At 51.1% G+C, this 17,989-nt stretch carries 18 protein-coding genes; 6 read left to right on the plus strand and 12 right to left on the minus strand.

The window, feature by feature from the left end; all coding sequences use genetic code 11:
- Window positions 1-227: 227 nt before the first annotated feature.
- Complete coding sequence (topA, locus tag CFERDRAFT_RS03120) at window positions 228-2,624, plus strand: type I DNA topoisomerase (protein ID WP_006365751.1); 2,397 nt, start codon at window positions 228-230, stop codon at window positions 2,622-2,624.
- Here the strand turns inward: topA and feoB are convergent.
- The 11 genes from feoB to CFERDRAFT_RS03175 all read right to left on the minus strand — a co-directional run bounded on the left by feoB (window position 2,614) and on the right by CFERDRAFT_RS03175 (window position 13,723).
- On the minus strand, window positions 2,614-4,752 hold the full coding sequence (gene feoB, locus CFERDRAFT_RS03125) for a ferrous iron transport protein B (protein WP_006365750.1): 2,139 nt from the start codon (window positions 4,750-4,752) through the stop codon (window positions 2,614-2,616). The genes topA and feoB overlap by 11 nt on opposite strands.
- Window positions 4,749-5,042, minus strand: coding sequence for a FeoA family protein (locus tag CFERDRAFT_RS03130; protein WP_006365752.1), 294 nt, complete (start codon window positions 5,040-5,042; stop codon window positions 4,749-4,751). Before CFERDRAFT_RS03130 ends, feoB begins: the two co-directional genes overlap by 4 nt.
- 112 nt (window positions 5,043-5,154) lie before the next feature.
- Complete coding sequence (locus CFERDRAFT_RS03135; protein ID WP_006365753.1) at window positions 5,155-5,535, minus strand: histidine triad nucleotide-binding protein; 381 nt, start codon at window positions 5,533-5,535, stop codon at window positions 5,155-5,157.
- A 5-nt stretch (window positions 5,536-5,540) separates the two neighbouring features.
- On the minus strand, window positions 5,541-6,896 hold the full coding sequence (locus CFERDRAFT_RS03140; protein ID WP_040432998.1) for a hemolysin family protein: 1,356 nt from the start codon (window positions 6,894-6,896) through the stop codon (window positions 5,541-5,543).
- A gap of 449 nt (window positions 6,897-7,345) precedes the next feature.
- The gene (locus CFERDRAFT_RS03145; protein WP_006365755.1) at window positions 7,346-7,753 is read right to left on the minus strand and encodes a hypothetical protein; all 408 of its coding nucleotides are present in this window, start codon (window positions 7,751-7,753) and stop codon (window positions 7,346-7,348) included.
- Between the two features lie 224 nt (window positions 7,754-7,977).
- The gene (locus CFERDRAFT_RS03150) at window positions 7,978-8,751 is read right to left on the minus strand and encodes a succinate dehydrogenase/fumarate reductase iron-sulfur subunit (protein ID WP_006365756.1); all 774 of its coding nucleotides are present in this window, start codon (window positions 8,749-8,751) and stop codon (window positions 7,978-7,980) included.
- An 8-nt stretch (window positions 8,752-8,759) separates the two neighbouring features.
- The gene (locus CFERDRAFT_RS03155) at window positions 8,760-10,694 is read right to left on the minus strand and encodes a fumarate reductase/succinate dehydrogenase flavoprotein subunit (RefSeq protein ID WP_006365757.1); all 1,935 of its coding nucleotides are present in this window, start codon (window positions 10,692-10,694) and stop codon (window positions 8,760-8,762) included.
- A 54-nt stretch (window positions 10,695-10,748) separates the two neighbouring features.
- On the minus strand, window positions 10,749-11,402 hold the full coding sequence (locus tag CFERDRAFT_RS03160; RefSeq protein ID WP_006365758.1) for a succinate dehydrogenase cytochrome b subunit: 654 nt from the start codon (window positions 11,400-11,402) through the stop codon (window positions 10,749-10,751).
- A gap of 124 nt (window positions 11,403-11,526) precedes the next feature.
- Complete coding sequence (locus CFERDRAFT_RS03165) at window positions 11,527-12,165, minus strand: cyclase family protein (RefSeq protein ID WP_006365759.1); 639 nt, start codon at window positions 12,163-12,165, stop codon at window positions 11,527-11,529.
- A gap of 53 nt (window positions 12,166-12,218) precedes the next feature.
- Window positions 12,219-12,842: an acyloxyacyl hydrolase gene (locus CFERDRAFT_RS03170; RefSeq protein WP_006365760.1), complete on the minus strand. Its 624-nt coding sequence runs from the start codon at window positions 12,840-12,842 to the stop codon at window positions 12,219-12,221.
- Window positions 12,843-12,955: 113 nt separating this feature from the next.
- Window positions 12,956-13,723: an alpha/beta hydrolase gene (locus CFERDRAFT_RS03175; protein ID WP_006365761.1), complete on the minus strand. Its 768-nt coding sequence runs from the start codon at window positions 13,721-13,723 to the stop codon at window positions 12,956-12,958.
- A gap of 142 nt (window positions 13,724-13,865) precedes the next feature.
- Between CFERDRAFT_RS03175 and CFERDRAFT_RS03180 the strand changes: the two genes are divergently transcribed.
- The 3 genes from CFERDRAFT_RS03180 (at window position 13,866) to CFERDRAFT_RS03190 (ending at window position 15,345) form a co-directional block, all read left to right on the plus strand.
- Window positions 13,866-14,372 carry a septal ring lytic transglycosylase RlpA family protein gene (locus tag CFERDRAFT_RS03180; protein WP_006365762.1) on the plus strand — a complete coding sequence of 169 codons (507 nt, stop codon included), beginning with the start codon at window positions 13,866-13,868 and terminating at the stop codon, window positions 14,370-14,372.
- Window positions 14,373-14,545: 173 nt separating this feature from the next.
- On the plus strand, window positions 14,546-14,827 hold the full coding sequence (locus tag CFERDRAFT_RS03185) for a type II toxin-antitoxin system TacA family antitoxin (protein WP_040432999.1): 282 nt from the start codon (window positions 14,546-14,548) through the stop codon (window positions 14,825-14,827).
- Window positions 14,827-15,345 (plus strand): GNAT family N-acetyltransferase, encoded by a 519-nt coding sequence (locus tag CFERDRAFT_RS03190; RefSeq protein WP_006365763.1) that lies wholly within the window; start codon window positions 14,827-14,829, stop codon window positions 15,343-15,345. Before CFERDRAFT_RS03185 ends, CFERDRAFT_RS03190 begins: the two co-directional genes overlap by 1 nt.
- A 201-nt stretch (window positions 15,346-15,546) precedes the next feature.
- On the opposite strand, the gene CFERDRAFT_RS03195 is transcribed toward CFERDRAFT_RS03190, so the two are convergent.
- A complete protein-coding gene (locus CFERDRAFT_RS03195; protein WP_006365765.1) occupies window positions 15,547-15,918 on the minus strand; it encodes a pyridoxamine 5'-phosphate oxidase family protein in 372 nt (123 codons plus the stop codon).
- A gap of 300 nt (window positions 15,919-16,218) precedes the next feature.
- On the opposite strand from CFERDRAFT_RS03195, the gene CFERDRAFT_RS03200 reads away from it, so the two are divergent.
- Both CFERDRAFT_RS03200 and CFERDRAFT_RS03205 read left to right on the plus strand, forming a co-directional pair.
- The gene (locus tag CFERDRAFT_RS03200) at window positions 16,219-16,806 is read left to right on the plus strand and encodes a TetR/AcrR family transcriptional regulator (protein WP_006365766.1); all 588 of its coding nucleotides are present in this window, start codon (window positions 16,219-16,221) and stop codon (window positions 16,804-16,806) included.
- A 10-nt stretch (window positions 16,807-16,816) separates the two neighbouring features.
- Window positions 16,817-17,968 (plus strand): efflux RND transporter periplasmic adaptor subunit, encoded by a 1,152-nt coding sequence (locus tag CFERDRAFT_RS03205; RefSeq protein WP_006365767.1) that lies wholly within the window; start codon window positions 16,817-16,819, stop codon window positions 17,966-17,968.
- Window positions 17,969-17,989: the final 21 nt, after the last annotated feature.

A 17,989-nucleotide genomic window follows, 5' to 3' on the forward strand; every position in this document is an offset into this window, starting at 1 on the left:
GTTGTTATAAAAAGTTTGTTCGAGTAAACATTGCCGCATTACCACAATAGTAATAAAATATTTTTTGTTGACCTGCACTCCCTGTTTTAGCATCAGGAAATAATCAGTTAGAACCCGCTCTTAGCGGAACAGTATACGGTGTTAATAGTGGTAAAATTTGTTTTTTGCTCATCAACACCTATCTTTTTCAAAATTTAATTGTAACGCTCTTACCTCGGGACTGATCAATGGCTTCAAAAGCTGCAACACCATCTGCCAGAAACAGGACCCTGATTGTAGTCGAATCCCCCTCAAAGGCAAAAACAATCAATAAATATCTTGGCGACAAGTATACCGTCTTTGCGTCAGTCGGCCATATCAAGGATCTGCCGAAAAAAGAGATCGGTCTTGACTTTGAGCATCACTACGAACCGCGGTATGAGATCATTGCTGGAAAGGAAAAAGTTGTCCGGCAGTTAAAAAAACTTGCCGCAGAAGCCGATGAAATCCTCATTGCCACTGACCCTGACCGCGAAGGCGAAGCAATTGCATGGCATATTTCAAACGAGATCGGAGCAACAAAAAAACCGGTCTTCCGGGTGCTCTTCAATGAGATCACCAAAAATGCGATCATTGCAGCTATCCAGGAGCCCCGCCAGATTGACTACCGGCTTGTCCGCTCCCAGCAGACCCGTCAGGGGCTTGACAAAATAGTAGGCTACAAGATCAGTCCGTTTTTATGGAATGTTGTCCTGCGCGGTCTCTCGGCAGGCAGAGTCCAGTCTGTTGCGCTCAGACTGATCTGTGAGCGTGAAGCTGAAATCAATCGCTTCGAAATTCAGGAGTACTGGACAATCGGCGCGGAGTTCATGACTCCGGGAAAAGAGTCGTTCAGAACAAAACTTGTCCGCTTCGACGGTGACAAACCCGAGATAACCAATCAGACTCAGGCCGAAACGATAGCTGCACTCGTCAGGGAGGGGAACTACTCGGTCTCGGAGATCGCACCCAGGGTACAGCAGCGAAAACCGCCACTACCATTCACCACGTCACTGCTTCAGCAGGCAGCTTCAAACCAGCTTGGTTTCGGCTCACAGAAAACCATGCGTATTGCCCAGCAGCTCTATGAGGGAATCGATCTCGGCGCGGAAGGGGCTGCGGGTCTCATTACCTATATGAGAACAGACTCGACGCGCATAGGCACGGAAGCTGTTGCCCAGGCAAGAGCCTATATCGACAGCCAGTTCGGCAAGGAGTATATCGGATTTGGCGGTGCGGCAAAGTCCGGAAAGAATGCCCAGGACGCCCATGAAGCCATACGACCTACCTCTATTGCAAAAAAGCCTGAACAGGTCAAGCAGTTCCTCTCGGCAGAGCAGTTTAAACTCTATGAACTGATCTGGAAACGGTTTCTGGCGGCAATGATGGCCCCTGCAAAAATTGAGCAGACGAGAGTTGACGTAGAAGATCAATCCTCAAGATTTCTCTTTCGTGCAACCGGAAACAGGATCCTTTTCCCCGGATTCATGCGGGTCTATGACGACCAGAGAGAGCTGGATTACGAAGCACAGCGATCCACAAAGGAGGATGTAGAAAAGGAGCCGACCGTTCAGCTCCCGGAACGCATTGCCGTAAAAGAGTCGCTCGCGCTCGAAGATGTTGACCGCAAGCAGAGCTTCACCCGTCCTCCGGCACGATACAGCGAGGCGACGCTGGTCAAGGATCTTGATAATTACGGTATAGGCCGGCCATCAACCTATGCATCCATTTTCTCAACCCTGCAGGATCGACGCTATGTCGAGCTTGAGAAGAAAAAGATCATTCCTACCGAACTCGGTAAGGATGTTTCACTTATTCTCGTTGCCAACTTTCCCGACCTCTTCAATGTCGGCTTTACGGCATTCATGGAGGATGAGCTGGACAAGGTGGCAAGCGGAGAGGATGAGTATGAACAGGTGCTTGACAACTTCTACAAACCGCTTGAAACGGTCCTGAGCCTTCGCAAAAGCGATCCGCTTATCCCGCAGAACAGCGAAACCACTACCTGTGAAAAATGTGGTGTGGGTCAGATGGTTGTCAAATGGACGGCGAGCGGGAAATTTCTCGGCTGTTCACACTATCCCAAGTGCAAAAACATCAAGACGATCGCCACCAACAAGGAGAAGCCGAAAGACAGCGGAATTGTCTGCCCTTCATGCAAGGAAGGGCATATGCTGCTCCGCAAGGGAAGGCTGGGCGCATTTCTTGCCTGTTCGAACTATCCGAAGTGTAACACACTGCTGAATCTCAATAAACAGCGGCACATTGAACCGTTGAAGACCCCGCCGGTTCTGACCGATATTCTCTGCGCAAAGTGCGGCGCTCCGCTCTATCTCAGAAGCGGGAAAAGAGGGCTCTGGCTCGGCTGTTCAAAATTCCCGAAATGCCGCGGGCGTCTTGCCTGGAGCACGCTCGACGAAACCGCCCGGAACCGCTGGGAAGCGGTAATGGCTGAACATCAGAAAGCTCATCCAGCCGTAACGCTCACCATGACGGATGGCAAGCCGGTTCCGATGACCATTCCCGTTGATGACATTATTTCGAGAGCTGAAGAGTCCGGACTTGTCACTGCTCCGGCAGAAGCTGCGGCCGAAGTCACTGCATAAAAAGAGCTATGCGGTAGACCGCAAAAGAGAGTACCCAGGCTACCGAGAGCGAGTAGACTGAATAGAGTACTACCGGCTTCCAGCGGCCAACCTCTTTTTTCATGACCCCGAGTGTGGCAACACAGGGCAGATAGAGCAGCACAAAAACCATAAGACTGAGTGCTGTTGCCCTGCTGAATGCCGGATCGCTCTTGATGATGGATTTCAGATCAACCGACTCTCCATCACTCTTCCCTATTGAGTAGATGGTTCCCATCGTTGAGACCACAACCTCTTTTGTTGCAAGCCCGGTAACAAGCGCAATACCTATCCTCCAGTCAAAACCAAGCGGTCTGATGACCGGTTCAATCACCATGCCCGCACGACCGGCAAGAGAGTAGGCAAGCTGGGCCGAGTTGACCTGATACTCAAGCTTCTTCTGCTCTGCCTGTTTTTCGGCGTCACCCGCAGCGCTTGATGCAATGCGGGCGGTTTCAGCCAGTAGCTGTGCGTCAAGCGCTTCATTACGGGGATAGTTGCTTATCGCCCAGATAATGATGACCGCGCCTAAAATAAGGGTTCCGGCTTTTTTCAGGTACATCAGCGCTTTCATTTTTGCCTGAAAGAGCACTGAGCTGAGTGTCGGCCATCGGTATGGAGGCAGCTCCATCACAAAAGGCTCGGAATCGCTTTTCAGAATGGTTGACTTCAATATCCAGGCTGTCCAGAGTCCGACAGCAATACCGAGAAAATAGATGCCGAACATGACGTTGGCCGCAACCTCCGGAGCAAAGAATGCCCCGGTCAGGAGTACATAGACCGGCAGTTTTGCACCGCAGCTCATGAAGGGGATGATCATGATCGTCGCAAGCCTGTCCGTTGGACTTTTAAGCGTTCGGGTAGCCATAATTGCCGGGATGGAGCATCCGAACCCCGTTATCATGGGGATAAAGGACTTTCCATGAAGTCCGAAACGGTGCATCAGCCGGTCAATCACAAATGCAGCACGAGCCATGTAGCCCGATGCCTCAAGAAAAGAGAGTCCGATAAAGAGCAGCACAATATTGGGCAGAAAAACCAGTACACCTCCGACACCGGCAATAACACCGTCAATAGCTATCGAACGGAGCATCTCATTGGGCAAAAGCGGTCTGAGATGTGAGGCCAGCGTGCCGAAAAGCAGATTGAGCGCGCCCATGATCGGCGCACCAAGCGTGAAGGTAAGCTGAAAAATTGACCAGACCACAAGTAAAAAAACGGGCAGCCCGAGCACGCGGTTGAGTACCACCATATCAATATAATCGGTTACCGTAGCCTTCACCTCACCCGGCTGGCGGACACACTCTTTCATGGCTCCCCGTATGAACGCATGACGGTCTTCGGTAATAAGCATCTCCGGCTCTGAATCATGCTGACGTTCAGCATCCCGGAGTGCTTCCTGGAGGGCAAGCTCAACTTTAACCCAGACAGGATAGTGCTGAACCTCCTGATAAACCTCCCGGTCGTTTTCAAGCAGCTTGATGGCAAGCCAGCGCGAATTATAGAGTTCCAGCTCCTTCTGATTGCTGAGAAGTGCCGTTATTTTATCAACTGAAGCTTCAAGGGATGGCGTGAAAAAGAGCTTGTTCTTTTTGATTTTGATCTCCTTCTGTGAGACCCGGATGATATGATCAAGAAGTGCGTCAAGACCACTCTTCTTTTTGGCTGAAACCGGTATGATATGGCATCCGAGAAGCTGCTGAAGCTGTTTGATGTCAATAACAATACCCTTCTCTTCAACTTCATCCATCATGTTGAGCGCAACGAGGAAATCAACCTCAAGCTCCATGAGCTGGGTTGTCAGCAGAAGGTTTCGCTCAAGGTTCGGGCCCTCAAGAACGTTGACCACCACATCAGGACGCTCCCTGACAAGATAGGCCCTTGTTACCAGCTCTTCGGGAGAGTAGGGGGTAAGTGAGTAGGTTCCGGGAAGATCAACCACGGTGATCCGGTACCCTTTGTAGTCGATATAGCCTTCATGCTTTTCAACGGTTACACCCGAAAAGTTTCCGACTTTCTGCTGCGCCCCGGTAAGAGCATTGAAGAGAGAGGATTTTCCGCAGTTCGGATTGCCGGCAAGCGCAATGGTGATCTCCTTGCCTTCACTCATACCCTCCCTCCAGACTTCAGGAGCGGCTCTTCAAGCTCCTGTTGGCCAACAAGCTCCGAAGGCTCTCCGACTTTACGAACGAGAACTCCCTCAGCCTCGTTTTTTCTCAGGGCAAGATAGAGCCCCTTGAAGAATATCTCTATGGGGTCGCCAAGCGGCGCAACCCTGAGCACCTTGAAGCTGGTCCCTTTTATTAATCCCATATCCATAATCCGTCGCCTGACAGCACTTTCAGATTTCAATGCCGTCACTTCAGCGCGGTCACCAACCTGCAACTCCGATAATCTCATACAACTGACTCCTTGAAACAATAATACAATACAGGACAATATATATCCTATATAACAATTTCAACCGGATAAAATTCCATGATTGTTCTCCCGGCACCAACTCGCTCCACGCCTATCCGTGCAGCGTCGACGATCCGGCAAAGGGAGGCCATCCCATCTCTTTTCCGCCGACAAGATGACCATGGATATGAAAGACACTCTGAAGGGCATCGGGTCCCGTATTGAACACAAACCGGTAACCGGACTCCCTGATACCCAGAATACCGGCAACGGTTCCGGCCGCAAGCATAATGTTTCCTGCTGTCGCTTCATCTTCGACCTCCAGATCGTTCAGGGAGGCAATATGGCGCACAGGAATAATCAATACGTGCTGAGGCGCTACAGGCGTGATATCCCTGAAAGCCACAACATGCTCATTTCGGTAGATAATCTTCGCTGGGATCTCGCCGCTTACGATTCGGCAGAAAAGGCACTCCGGATGATGATTGGTCATTACGTTCAGTTTTTATGTAAGGGGTCACTTTTCGCTTCGGCTGACGGCACTTCCGATCGCCCGTTTTCCGGTATAACCTCCTCGGGAAGTTTTGAGGCAAGCACTTTGTCGATCCGCTGACCATCAAGATCAACAATCTCAAGCGTCCAGTTTTCCCATATCATGACATCTCCGGTCTGAGGCATTCGACCGAGCTGCCACATCATAAGACCGCTCAAGGTGTGATAAAGCCCTTTGTCCTCATCCGGAACCGATCTGAGTTCAAGCGTATCCTTCAGCTCAGGCACAGGAATAAGACCATCCAGCAGCCATGAACCATCCTGGCGCTCAACCGCCCATGAATCCTCGCTGTTGCGCGGCACAAACTCTCCTGTCACCGCTTCAAGCATATCCTGAAGGGTAACGAGCCCCTGAATCTCCCCGTACTCATCAACAACAAAAACCATCTGGGTACCCGAAGTCCGGAAATGGTCAAGCAGCTCCATACCGGTGAGGGTTTCCGGAACATAGACACAAGGCTGAAGCTGTGAGGTAAACTCCGTCAACCCCCCTTTCAGGGTTTTCGACAGAAGCTGTTTGGCGTTGACAACACCAAGCAGGGATTGCAGGCCACCATTACAGACCGGAAACCTGGAGTGCTCGGACTCTGTAACCCGCAGGATATTCTCTTCCAGTGGTTTTGAAACGTCAAGAAAGACAATATCCGCCCTCGGTACCATCAGGGTACCCAGCTGACGATCATCAAGACGGAACACATTACGGACCATCTCATGCTCGTGCTGCTCGATAACACCCGCCTCAGATCCCTCCTCAAGCATGGCATGAATCTCCTCTTCGGTAACGCTGGGATAGGCCTGGGGGCTTTGTCCCATAAGACGGAGGATAGCATCAGTTGACGCTGAAAGAAGCCTTCCGAACGGACGGGTTATTGTCGAGAGCGTATACATAGGGCGTGAAACCAGGCACGCGATCCCTTCCGGATCGAACTGGCCAAGCCTTTTGGGCACAAGCTCTCCAACAACGATCGTGATATAGGTGATCGACAGGACAACGATAGCTGTCGAAATGATATGGCTGATTTCCGGATCCATACCGAATGCCTGAAACCTGACCGCCAGTGGTCCGGCAAGAGCACCCTCACCGACAATACCATTAAGAATACCGATTGAAGTAATGCCTATCTGTATGGTCGAAAGAAAACGGGTCGGTTCATGAGCAAGCTTGATGGCTGTAGCCGCCGATTTATCACCATCCTCGGCAAGTTTTGCAAGACGAGAGCGTTTAGCCGTCACCAGGGCTATTTCCGACATAGCAAAAAGGCCGTTAACAACAATCAGTGACAAAAGAAAGAGTATTTCCATAAATTCATTTTTGAACATTCCGGGCAGCGAAAAAAATTCAGCTAAAGCGCCCTTCCATCAACAGATGGAATCGTCCCGGAGAGTTCTGTTCTTGCAATAGAGGCAGTACATCCAGGTTATCATCTACACGTTTAAACTGCAATTTCCAAACAGGAGCCGGCAAGACTCAAAATCCTCCTGAAAAAAATCCGTTTCCACAGTGTACCTCCATGAATTATAAGTATTAACCGGAAAATACGGTAAAAGATTCTTGCATTCGCACCGCTTAATCCTGCGCAGGAGATAATCATCAGGAAATTCGCTGATGTTGTTGATCTCCGGAGTCACTCAACCGTGTGTCAAAAAAAAAGAGATTGCCGAAAAAGCGGAGAGAAGCAGTGATTCAACAGGGAGAATAATAGACCGGCAGCCCTAAAACCAGAGCCGCCGGTACGGAGGCAGATACGGGTTCAGATAACAAAAAACGATTTGACTTTTGCTATAAACTGCTTCTCTGTCATACGGTCACATACTTCAACCGCCTTGACTTTTTCATGCAGTGAGCCGACCTTGCTGATCGCCTTGGCAAGCTCAATCTTTGCTTCACCGGGACCGAAAAGAGCAATACCCGAAGAATCACCGAGCAGAGCCATCACTTTTTTATAAAACGCCTGATACTGGTGTTTTCGGCTCTCGTCAGCGGTCTGCTCTTTTGAAATTGACTGGGCAACAGAAGTTCCGCTCGATTTCCAACCCCCTGAAGGCCGGAAATGACTTTCCGCTTCGGACGGAACACGCTGAACGACAACACTCTCGCCTTCAATTGAAACCAGAAGCGCATCTTTGTGATCAATCCATAAACCGGTGTTTTTTTTCATGGCAACTGAGCTCCTTCGTTGAGAGGTTCCCTGAATGGAAGCACAAGATCATTCATCACAACATCATGCATGGCAAAAACATTCCCTCTCTCTATCAAGAGAAACATGTGCACAAGCAACAGACGCACCTTGATAGCGGAAAAAGAATGCAGGGAGAGCGGAGAAAACGCAGTCCCGACCCATCGGGACTGCGTAGTAATTGTAGTGGGGAACAACTCGAACACCTACATGGAATCGCGAATTTCCTTCGCCTTGTCCGCCATGAGTTTCGCCTTGAGAAACCCCCTGTTCATGCGGGCAATATTGACTACGGAAATTCCTTTCGGGCACTCCGCTTCACAGGCATAGGTGTTGCTGCAGTTGCCGAAACCAAGCTGATCCATACAGGCTACCATCTTCTGCACCCGCTTTTCAGCCTCTACACGCCCCTGCGGCAAAAGAGCGAGATGAGAGACCTTTGCTCCGATAAAGAGCATGGCGGCGGCGTTGGAACAGGCGGCCACACAGGCCCCGCAGCCGATGCAGGCGGCAGCATCAAAGGCCGAATCGGATTTCGATTTCTCGACAGGAATGGTATTGGCGTCAGGCACACCTCCGCTATTAACCGATACATAACCGCCAGCCTGGATCACTTTATCAAACGCACTCCTGTCGACAATGAGATCGCGGATGACCGGAAAAGCCTTTGCCCGCCATGGTTCGATATGAATAGTCTCCCCGTCCCTGAAAGAGCGCATATGAAGCTGGCAGGTGGTTACCCCCTTGACCGGCCCGTGAGGCCTCCCGTTTATATAAAGGCTGCATGTACCGCAAATACCCTCCCGGCAGTCGTGGTCAAAGGAGACCGGATCACCGCCGCTCTCAATAAGCTGCTGGTTGAGGATATCAAGCATTTCAAAAAATGAGCTGTCGGAAGAGATCCCTGATACCTCGTAGGAAACCATACCGCCTTTGGCCTCCGCATTTTTCTGGCGCCAGATCTTCAGCGTAAAATTCATATTATCCTCTATTTATAGCTCCGCTGGGAGAGCTTGATCTCGTTGAATTGAAGTTCCTCCCTGTGCAGCACTGCATCACGGCCGGTGTATTGCCATGCGCCGACAAATGCGAACTTCTCATCGTCGCGCAAAGCTTCACCATCACTGGTCTGGTACTCTTCCCTGAAATGACCCCCGCACGACTCTTTTCGCTGCAGGGCGTCGCGTACCATGAGTTCGCCGAGTTCGATAAAGTCAGCAACCCGGCAGGCCTTCTCGAGTTCAGGATTATATTCATCCAGACCTCCCGAAACCTTTACTCCCCGGGCATACTCTCTCTTCAGCTCGGTAATGAGATAGAGGGCTTCGGTAAGACCCGCCTCATTTCTGGCCATCCCGCAATACTCCCACATGATCTTGCCGAGGCGGCGATGGAAGTGATCAACCGACTCCTTGCCCTTGTTGTTATGCAGTTGCTTCAAGCGATCAGATACCCCCTCAGCGGCAGCAGTGAATTCGGAAGCGGAAGGATCAAACCGCGGTGTATGAATCTCTGATGCAAGATAGTTGCCGATCGTATAGGGCAGCACAAAGTACCCGTCGGCAAGCCCCTGCATAAGCGCAGATGCCCCGAGACGGTTGGCTCCGTGGTCGGAAAAATTGCACTCTCCGGCGGCAAAGAGTCCCGGAATGGTCGTCATCAGCTCGTAATCTACCCAGAGACCTCCCATGGTATAGTGCACCGCCGGATAGATCATCATCGCGGTTTCATAGGGTGATTCAGCAACAATCTGCTCGTACATCTGGAAGAGGTTGCCGTATAACGCATCAATGGTATCATGCCCCTTGCGCTTGATGGCATCGGAAAAGTCCAGATAGACCGCCATTCCTGTAGCTCCGACACCATATCCGGCGTCACACCGCTCTTTGGCCGCCCTTGAGGCAACATCCCTCGGCACAAGATTTCCGAAAGCAGGATAACGGCGCTCAAGATAGTAATCCCGATCCTCCTCGGCGATTTCGGAGGGTTTGATATCCTTATGGCGGAGCCGCTCTACATCCTTTAATTTTTTCGGCACCCAGATTCTGCCATCGTTGCGCAGGCTCTCACTCATCAGGGTCAGCTTTGACTGAAAGTCGCCATGCACCGGAATACAGGTGGGATGAATCTGGGTAAAGGCAGGGTTTGCCATAAAAGCCCCCCGCTTGTAGGCACACCATGCCGGAGTCACATTGGAACCCATGGCATTGGTGGAGAGGTAAAAAACATTGCCATACCCGCCGCTTGCCAGCACAACCGCGTGGGCTGCATGACGCTCAATCTCGCCGGTAACCAGATTCCGGGTAATGATTCCCTGCGCCTTTCCGTCAACAAGCACCAGGTCAAGCATATCGCGCCGATTGTAAAGCGTAACGGTACCTGCGGCGATCTGACGGCTTAAGGCGCCATAGGCCCCGAGCAGCAGCTGCTGGCCTGTCTGGCCCCTTGCAAAAAAGGTTCTTGATACCTGCGCACCCCCGAAAGAGCGGTTTGTCAGAAGCCCGCCATACTCACGGGCAAAAGGCACACCCTGGGCAACACAGAGGTCGATAATCTGGTTGCTGACTTCAGCAAGCCGGTAAACATTGGCTTCACGCGCCCGGTAATCACCGCCTTTGATGGTGTCATAAAAAAGCCGGTAGGCACTGTCACCGTCGTTGGCATAGTTCTTTGCGGCATTGATTCCACCCTGTGCAGCGATGCTGTGAGCACGGCGCGGTGTATCCTGATAGCAGAATGCCTTGACATTGTAACCAAGCTCTCCGAGAGAGGCGGCTGCAGAGGCCCCGGCAAGACCGGTACCAACCACGATGATGTCAAGTTTGCGTTTATTGTTGGGGTTTACCAGCTTGCATCCCGATTTGTAGGCGGTCCATTTGTCTGCCACCGGCCCTTCAGGGATTCTGGCGTTGAGGCGTGTCATTGAAACGTGTAGTGAGTGTTGTTTTCGGTAAATAACACAGTTAGCTGCTCTTGTTTACTTGATTAACAGGAGATAGACCGGAACAAGGCTGTATCCTGCTGCAATGCATACCGAGTAGATCGTGCTTGCAAGCTTGACTGTTCCCATATAGTGGCTGTGGTTCCATCCAAGGGTCTGAAATGCCGACTGGATTGCATGATTGAGATGGATGCCGAGAGAAACAAAACCGGCAATATAGATCAGGGAGTACCAGGGCGATGAGAAGAGCAGCAGTGCGCGATGATAGAAGTCGTGCCGTTCGATGCCGGGAGGCGGGGCGACAAGACCTGTCTTGATAAAGTAGAAATCTATAAAGTGAAGAAGCAGGAAGATGAGTACAATAATGCCGGTGTGGAACATGTACTTTGAAAAAAAGGAGGTGTCCGAAGCGTTGGCACACTCATAGCGGGTCGCGCGTGCAGCGCGGTTCTGGCCGGAGACCAGCATCCCGAAGAAGATGTGAAGCAGAAAGCCTGCAAAAAGAACAATTTCAAATACCTTTATGATCGGATTGGTAGCCATAAAGGTTGCCGCTTCAGTAAACGCAGCGCCTCCATCGGATTTCAGCAGCAAAAGATTGATACCGAGATGCACGAGGAGGAAGGTAACCAGAAAAAGCCCCGCAAGCGCCATAAGCACTTTTCTGGTAATCGAAGAGTACATGAGCATAGTAGTGGTACGAATTACGAACCGTAGTTATTGCGATGATAAAGAACAGTGGATTAAATCCTGTGTACTCAAAGGTAACGCCCTCTCAATTAACTTCCAATAAAATAATCTTTGCTGACCCCTTTTATCCAACAAGGGCAACCGCACGGATCGGCGAAGCCTCAGCTCCGGCTATTTTCAGCGGAAAAGCGCAAAAAGTGAAGGGAGAATCGGGAAGTGACGACAGTGCAGTCAGATTCTCGATGAGCACAATCCCTTTCCCGAGCAGTTTTCTGTGAACAGGGAGATCAACTGCGTCCGGAAGATCCACAGAGATCATATCCACCCCGATCCCCTTCAGTTCAAAACCCGTGAGCCAGTGTGCGGCTTCAACCGAGAACACCGGATATCCTCTGAAATAATCCGGCCAGCCCCAGTAGTCGCTCCATCCGGAGCAGAGCAGAAGAAAGTCACACGAACCAATCAATGCAGAGAACGGCTTGAGCAGCTCTTTGCTGATCACCCCTCCGGCGGCATCGCGAACATCCATGACAACACCTTTTCCTGTGAATTGTTCAACACTGAAAACATCGGGAAATGAACGATCAGGAAAAATATGGGCGGGGAGGTCGATATGGGTGCCGGTATGCGAGGAGAGTGTGATGAGCTGCTCGGCAAAGCCCTCTTTATCAAGCGTTGCAAGCGGCTGAAATTCCGGTTCGGGCGTCCCCGGATAGACCGGCATTCCGGGCTCTATGGTATGCGTGAGATCAATAACCCGCATAATGCCGATCTTTTTTCATAGCAAACACGTTGCTGAACATTAGGGTACCTCTGTTAGTAGAGCCATGAAACCCCTGCTATAATGGCGTTGGAGTTTATGCCCATGTTCGAGCGGTCAACAAGTCCTGCGTGGGAGATGTGACGCCAGCGGTAGCCGCCAAAAACCGCCGTTTTGTCCGATATCCGGTATTGAAGGCCTGAACCGAAATGATCAAGAAAGTTAAACCCGGCTTTGCCCTGCTCTATCGAATCAACACTTAAAAACATGGGCGCAAAGCTTGCTTCAAAAAAAAGATCCACCGGAGAGGCGAGTTTGCGGAAATAGCGCAGACCGATACCACAACCGGCTTCAACACCATCCTGCGGACCGGAAATCAGATTCACCTGCGGCTCAAGTGCCAGTTGCAGGGTGCTCTTTGCGCCCTCAATACCCAGCAATCGGTTCATATTGAATCCAACCCGTGCAATGAGCGGATACACGGTCATGTTATCCGCTTTTCTGTTCAGCGAACCCCACACATACCCTGAAGCGAACCCAAGTTCGTTGAGCACAACCGCCGGGTTTTTCCCGGTTTCCGGTGAGCTGTCAGGAGCACTCGCCTTCAGCGGCAGAGCGTGAAACAGCATTGAAAAGAGCAGGAGAAGGGTGGAAACCGCTCTGCGGATAAACGTATTCATTTCTGTTGTGTTTTGGGTGCAAGAGAATAAAGATCACTTCGTTCAGGAATATAAAACCGTAACCTGCATTCGTCAACTTGACGCGCATGAATCGCAAAGAGCCTTTCAAAAGCTTACTCCTTTCGACCGGTTCTGCCTGCGACATACGTCATGATAGTCCGAACCGCTTTATCCCGTTCACAATCACAGAAAATCTGGTGTCCGGAACGCTCAAACCAGACAATTGAGCGCTCAACAGAAGCCGTCGATACCCGGTTGCAGAGCATGGTTGCGCTCTGGGGAAGCACGGTTGCCTCCTTTCGGTTATGCAGAATCATGAAAGGCACATTGACCCGATCCAGCAGTGACTCGGTTCTCTCGATCAGCTCAAACAGGGAGAGAATGGCTTCGGTCGGAACCCAGGCGTAATGGGGAGCCTGGCACCGGGGCCGCAGCTCCTGCAAATCACTTTTCAGATCCCACTTTTTGATAATCATGCTGACCAACGGGGCCGCAAAATGGAGTGGCCTGCCCGGTGCAAACAGAGAGACAAGCCTGAGTGCCGGTGTTGCAAGGATAAGAGAATCAACCTGTTTCGGGTAGCGTACGGCAAGAGTAAGGGCAAGCAGTGCACCCATACTGTGCCCGATCACGATAACCCGCTCCACCTCCAGCGAGAAATCCCGAAACGCCAGCTCTGCATCCTTAAGCCAAGCCTCCCATCCTACTCCATGAAGTGCGTCGGGTGAAGGGGCACCATGACCGGCAAGCAACGGTATGGAGACAGGAATGCCCATCTCCTGCAAGGGCTTGCGCAACGCCTCCACACTCTCAAGCGTTGCGGTAAAACCATGTATGATTAAAACGCCGAAAGGACTGCGGGCCTCAGGTTCTGCAACCATGTTCACACGGGGTAAATTCTATCTTTCCAACAGCAAAACCCTCAAGGCTCAATACCGGAAAGTTAAAAATAGTGTTAATAGAGGAAGAATAAGCGTAAATTGACATTTATTAAAATAAAAAGGCACCCAAAAGCTTACATCCATGTACGATTCGATGCGCAAATTATTTCTGGCCGGATGCCTGCTGCTGCCTCTGGCACTCAGTTCATGTACCTCTTCCCGATCCTCATATATAGGCGGAATTTCACCAGAAGAGGCCTACCGGACAGGAAAACTGAAAAACACCCCCTACGTCATCAACGGCAAGGTCTATGTGCCAATGAGCTATGAAGAGGCTAATTCCTATGAGGAGACTGGTTTGGCATCATGGTATGGTCATGAAACCCTGAGGCAGCATAATGGACAGCCAACCGCATACGGCGAAATATTTGACCCGTCAAAACCAAGTGCCGCACATAAATATCTTCCCCTGCCTGCCCTGGTAAAGGTAACCAACCTTGAAACCAATGCTTCTATTGTAGTCAGGGTCAACGACCGGGGACCCTTTGTCGATAACCGGATTATCGATCTGAGTGCCGAAGCGGCCAAAAGGCTCGGTTTTTATGACAAGGGTACCGCAAAAGTAAAAATCGAGGTTGTCAACCGGTAAACTGCTGTCAATGAAAACGTTACGTTCAAGGTAACGCAACAAAGCACTGGATTTTCCGGCAAAGGGCCCATCAGAGCCTCACCCGAAAATGAACACTAACGGCTTGTTTGTCATGGCAATGTCTGACATTTCATATACATTACGGTATAGAACTGATCAAAACCACATTTTTCATGGCTACACAAACAACAAAAACCGCAAAACTGGACATTCGCCTGTCAATGGCAACCAAGGATACGTTGAGCCGTGCAGCAACTGCCGCTCACAGCTCCTTAAGCCAATTCGTGCTGGAGAGTGCCCTGTCCCGAGCAGAAGAGATGCTTGTTGATCGCCGTTCATTTAATCTGGATGCAGAACAATGGGCGTTATTTATGGAAGCGCTCGACGCACCTGACCGTACGCTGCCAAGGGTCAACAAACTTTTCAAGCAACAAAGTGTTTTTGAGAACGAGTAATGCCGCCCAAAACAGGCTTCTCTGTTGAAAAGCTGACAAGCGCTCATGCCGTAGAAGATTTTGAGTGCGGCAGCAAAGAACTCGACAGGTTTCTTGCCCGATATGCGCTTGTCAATCAACGGGCTGATTCTTCAGCAACCTATGTCGGATTGTCAGACAAGTCGATAATTGGCTTCTATACACTTACCGTCGGTAAGGTAAATTACGATGATGCCCCGGATCGTCTGACAAAGGGCCTTGCACACTACCCCATACCGATCATGCTCCTTGCACGTTTGGCTGTGAGCAAAAACCGGCAAAATCAGGGGATTGGTTCCGGGCTGTTGAAAGATGCTATGCGCCGAACTATACAGGCCGCCGATATAGTGGGGATCCGGGCCATCGCTGCCCATGCAAAAGACGACCAGGCCCGGCAATTTTACGAACATTTCGATTTTATCTCTTCACCGACCGACCCCTATCACCTGCTCCTTCTGCTCAAGGATGTTCGCAGTGCAATAGTCCGAATTCACCCCTGACACCCGGTTAAAAATCAGGGTTCCTGTTTTTTCAAAGAACCCATGTCAGAGTTAAACAAAAGCTGTTGTGTGAAAAAGACAAGGCAATTTTAATATTCAAGAGCTAAGACTCACTTTGGCACCGCTGAAATGATCGCGCGGGTTGAGTAGAGGGCGGACGGGGCTCCGTCCGCGCAGAGAGAATAGATTTGTTGCGGTGTCCTACAAGGTCTGCTCAATGGAGCTGGCGGTTACGGCCATAACAGCACGTGCCCAGGCAAATTTTGCCTTGATGACATCAAAATCTGCGCCCGAGGTCTCTATGCTCGCCGTGCCCTTGATCAGAAAGCCTGCTCCGGGGCCCATATTTCCTGCAACCTTGCGGCTGCCGAGTGTAATCAGCACCTGATTGTTAAAAGCAATGTTCGCTTCCGTAAGCTGCATATAGCCCACAGGAATCAGGATGCGCTCCGCATCGGTAATTCGCACATAACTGTTCCAGGTATTGACCATGTGAGGTCCATTCTGCCCCAGTGTTGCAATCGCAACCACTCCGTCATGCTTTAATATTTCCGTTAATTTCTCAGGAATCATCACTTTCCCCCCGTTGTGCTGCATGAAAAAATCTCAATCCTGCTGACTCAGCTCCATCATGTTAAAGCTTTTACCGGAGAGTGCCAACCGAAGAAATCTCTCCAATTGCACCGGAATAAATCTCTTCTTTCGTGTGGTTTCGAGTATTTCGCGGTTAAAACTCTTCCACGCACATGTTTGCTATGGTAAAGCTCCGGCGCTTGCAAAACAACGTCACCAACTCTCTTCCTCTATAAAAATCACCGAAAACATTTGCATAAAAGAACGGTCGTTCTTAAATTCGGTCAAGGATAATACATTATGTCAAGACCGAAAAAAGTCACCGACGCAGAAATACTTGACGCAATCGAGAGGGTTGTTGTCAAGCATGGAGCATCCAACCTCTCTATCGATGCCGTGGCTCAGGAGGCAGGAATCAGCAAATCAAGGGTGGTCTACGACTATAAATCCAAGACCGCGCTGCTCGAAGCTCTGATCGACCGGCAGTTTGAGCGCGATACGGCACGCATCCAGTCGCTGCTCGTCGAGTGCGCCGACACTCCTCACCCCGAACTTTTCGCACGTATCAAAATGGCCGAGCGTGCCCTGGATGCTACGGAACGCGCTGTCGCCATGGCCATCACATCGTCCATGTCGAGCGAAGAGTCGCTCAGGCAGCGGATGCTGAAGTGGATAGAACGCGACTTGTCTGCCATGGACAGCGGAGCGAAGCCTGAAGCGGCCCGCATGGCCTTTTTCGCCTTTATCGGCTTCAATTGCAACGAGTGGTTCGGCCTTGTCCAGAGAAGCGACGAGGAGCGTCTGCCGTTCCTCGAACAGATCCGGAACATGTATATCGGTTATCCTGAAAACCATCCGGCAACCACACAAAATTCACAAAAAGGATAAGTTATCAATCATGAAAAGGTCGTATATCATCGCCGGTTTGCTTGTCACCCTGATTGCAGGCTGGTACCTGTGGCCGAAGGGATCGTCAGACCACCTGCAGGATTCGGGCATGAAACCGGAGGTCAGTGTTGTGACCATGAAACCCGAACCTCTGGTATTGACAAAAGAGCTGCCGGGCCGTACCTCTGCATTCCGTATAGCCGAGATCCGTCCACAGGTGAGCGGTATTGTTACGAAGCGCTTCTTCGAGGAAGGAAGCCTTGTTAAACAGGGTCAGCAACTCTATCAGATTGACCCCGCGACCTTCAAGGCAGCCAGTAACAGTGCAAAAGCCAACCTCAGCAAAGCCGAGGCCAACGTAAAATCGGCCCAGGCCAAAGCCGGCCGGTACGAAGAGCTGGTCAAAATCGGTGCTGTAAGCAGGCAGGAGTTCGACGATGCGAAAGCGAGCCTTGCCCAGGCCAGGGCAGATGTCGCCATTGCCAGATCCGAAGTTTCCTCAGCAGGTATCAACCTCGACTACACCAGGGTCATGTCTCCGATTTCCGGGCGAATCGGCCAATCAAAGGTAACCGAGGGGGCTCTGGTCAATGCCAATCAGCAGAGCCCCCTTGCTGTGGTGCAGCAGCTCGACCGGATCTACGTGGATGTTTCCCGGTCGAGCGCGGAGTTGATGCAACTTCGCCAGCGCCATCAGGGCCAGGCCGGCGATTCAGGTTCAGGGAGCGCTCCTGTCCAGCTTCTGGTGGATGGAAAACCCAAAGGAGAGCCCGGCACGTTGAAGTTCTCGGATGTTACGGTCAACCCGAGCACAGGTACCGTGCTGTTGAGAATATTGTTCAACAACCCCGGCCATGAAATCCTTCCCGGCATGTTCGTCCATGCACGTCTCGAAGAGTGGAGAGACGAGCGTGCCATCCTTGTGCCGCAAAAATCGGTCAGCAGAAATGCGGACGGTTCGGTTTCGGTCTGGGTTGTGGGAGCGGACGGCAAAGCAAACCCGCGCCCGATAATCGTTACGGAGGTTGTCGGTGACAGGTGGCTCGTAAGCAGCGGACTGAAAGCTGGCGAGAAGGTCGTGTACGAAGGCATCATGAAAATCCAGCCCGGCATGGCGGTCAAAACCGTCGAAGCCGGACGGCCACCCGTACCGGCGAGATAATCCAATACATTTCAACGCACC

The organism is Chlorobium ferrooxidans DSM 13031 (assembly GCF_000168715.1).
In the GTDB taxonomy this organism is placed as follows: domain Bacteria; phylum Bacteroidota; class Chlorobiia; order Chlorobiales; family Chlorobiaceae; genus Chlorobium; species Chlorobium ferrooxidans.

Excerpts from the sequence above, each read along its gene's own strand:
- topA (WP_006365751.1), top strand. The coding sequence starts at position 228 with ATGGCTTCAAAAGCTGCAACACCATCTGCCAGAAACAGGACCCTGATT.
- feoB (WP_006365750.1), bottom strand. The coding sequence starts at position 4,752 with ATGAGTGAAGGCAAGGAGATCACCATTGCGCTTGCCGGCAATCCGAAC.
- CFERDRAFT_RS03130 (WP_006365752.1), bottom strand. The coding sequence starts at position 5,042 with ATGAGATTATCGGAGTTGCAGGTTGGTGACCGCGCTGAAGTGACGGCA.
- CFERDRAFT_RS03135 (WP_006365753.1), bottom strand. The coding sequence starts at position 5,535 with ATGACCAATCATCATCCGGAGTGCCTTTTCTGCCGAATCGTAAGCGGC.
- CFERDRAFT_RS03140 (WP_040432998.1), bottom strand. The coding sequence starts at position 6,896 with ATGGAAATACTCTTTCTTTTGTCACTGATTGTTGTTAACGGCCTTTTT.
- CFERDRAFT_RS03145 (WP_006365755.1), bottom strand. The coding sequence starts at position 7,753 with ATGAAAAAAAACACCGGTTTATGGATTGATCACAAAGATGCGCTTCTG.
- CFERDRAFT_RS03150 (WP_006365756.1), bottom strand. The coding sequence starts at position 8,751 with ATGAATTTTACGCTGAAGATCTGGCGCCAGAAAAATGCGGAGGCCAAA.
- CFERDRAFT_RS03155 (WP_006365757.1), bottom strand. The coding sequence starts at position 10,694 with ATGACACGCCTCAACGCCAGAATCCCTGAAGGGCCGGTGGCAGACAAA.
- CFERDRAFT_RS03160 (WP_006365758.1), bottom strand. The coding sequence starts at position 11,402 with ATGCTCATGTACTCTTCGATTACCAGAAAAGTGCTTATGGCGCTTGCG.
- CFERDRAFT_RS03165 (WP_006365759.1), bottom strand. The coding sequence starts at position 12,165 with ATGCGGGTTATTGATCTCACGCATACCATAGAGCCCGGAATGCCGGTC.
- CFERDRAFT_RS03170 (WP_006365760.1), bottom strand. The coding sequence starts at position 12,842 with ATGAATACGTTTATCCGCAGAGCGGTTTCCACCCTTCTCCTGCTCTTT.
- CFERDRAFT_RS03175 (WP_006365761.1), bottom strand. The coding sequence starts at position 13,723 with ATGGTTGCAGAACCTGAGGCCCGCAGTCCTTTCGGCGTTTTAATCATA.
- CFERDRAFT_RS03180 (WP_006365762.1), top strand. The coding sequence starts at position 13,866 with ATGTACGATTCGATGCGCAAATTATTTCTGGCCGGATGCCTGCTGCTG.
- CFERDRAFT_RS03185 (WP_040432999.1), top strand. The coding sequence starts at position 14,546 with ATGGCTACACAAACAACAAAAACCGCAAAACTGGACATTCGCCTGTCA.
- CFERDRAFT_RS03190 (WP_006365763.1), top strand. The coding sequence starts at position 14,827 with ATGCCGCCCAAAACAGGCTTCTCTGTTGAAAAGCTGACAAGCGCTCAT.
- CFERDRAFT_RS03195 (WP_006365765.1), bottom strand. The coding sequence starts at position 15,918 with ATGATTCCTGAGAAATTAACGGAAATATTAAAGCATGACGGAGTGGTT.
- CFERDRAFT_RS03200 (WP_006365766.1), top strand. The coding sequence starts at position 16,219 with ATGTCAAGACCGAAAAAAGTCACCGACGCAGAAATACTTGACGCAATC.
- CFERDRAFT_RS03205 (WP_006365767.1), top strand. The coding sequence starts at position 16,817 with ATGAAAAGGTCGTATATCATCGCCGGTTTGCTTGTCACCCTGATTGCA.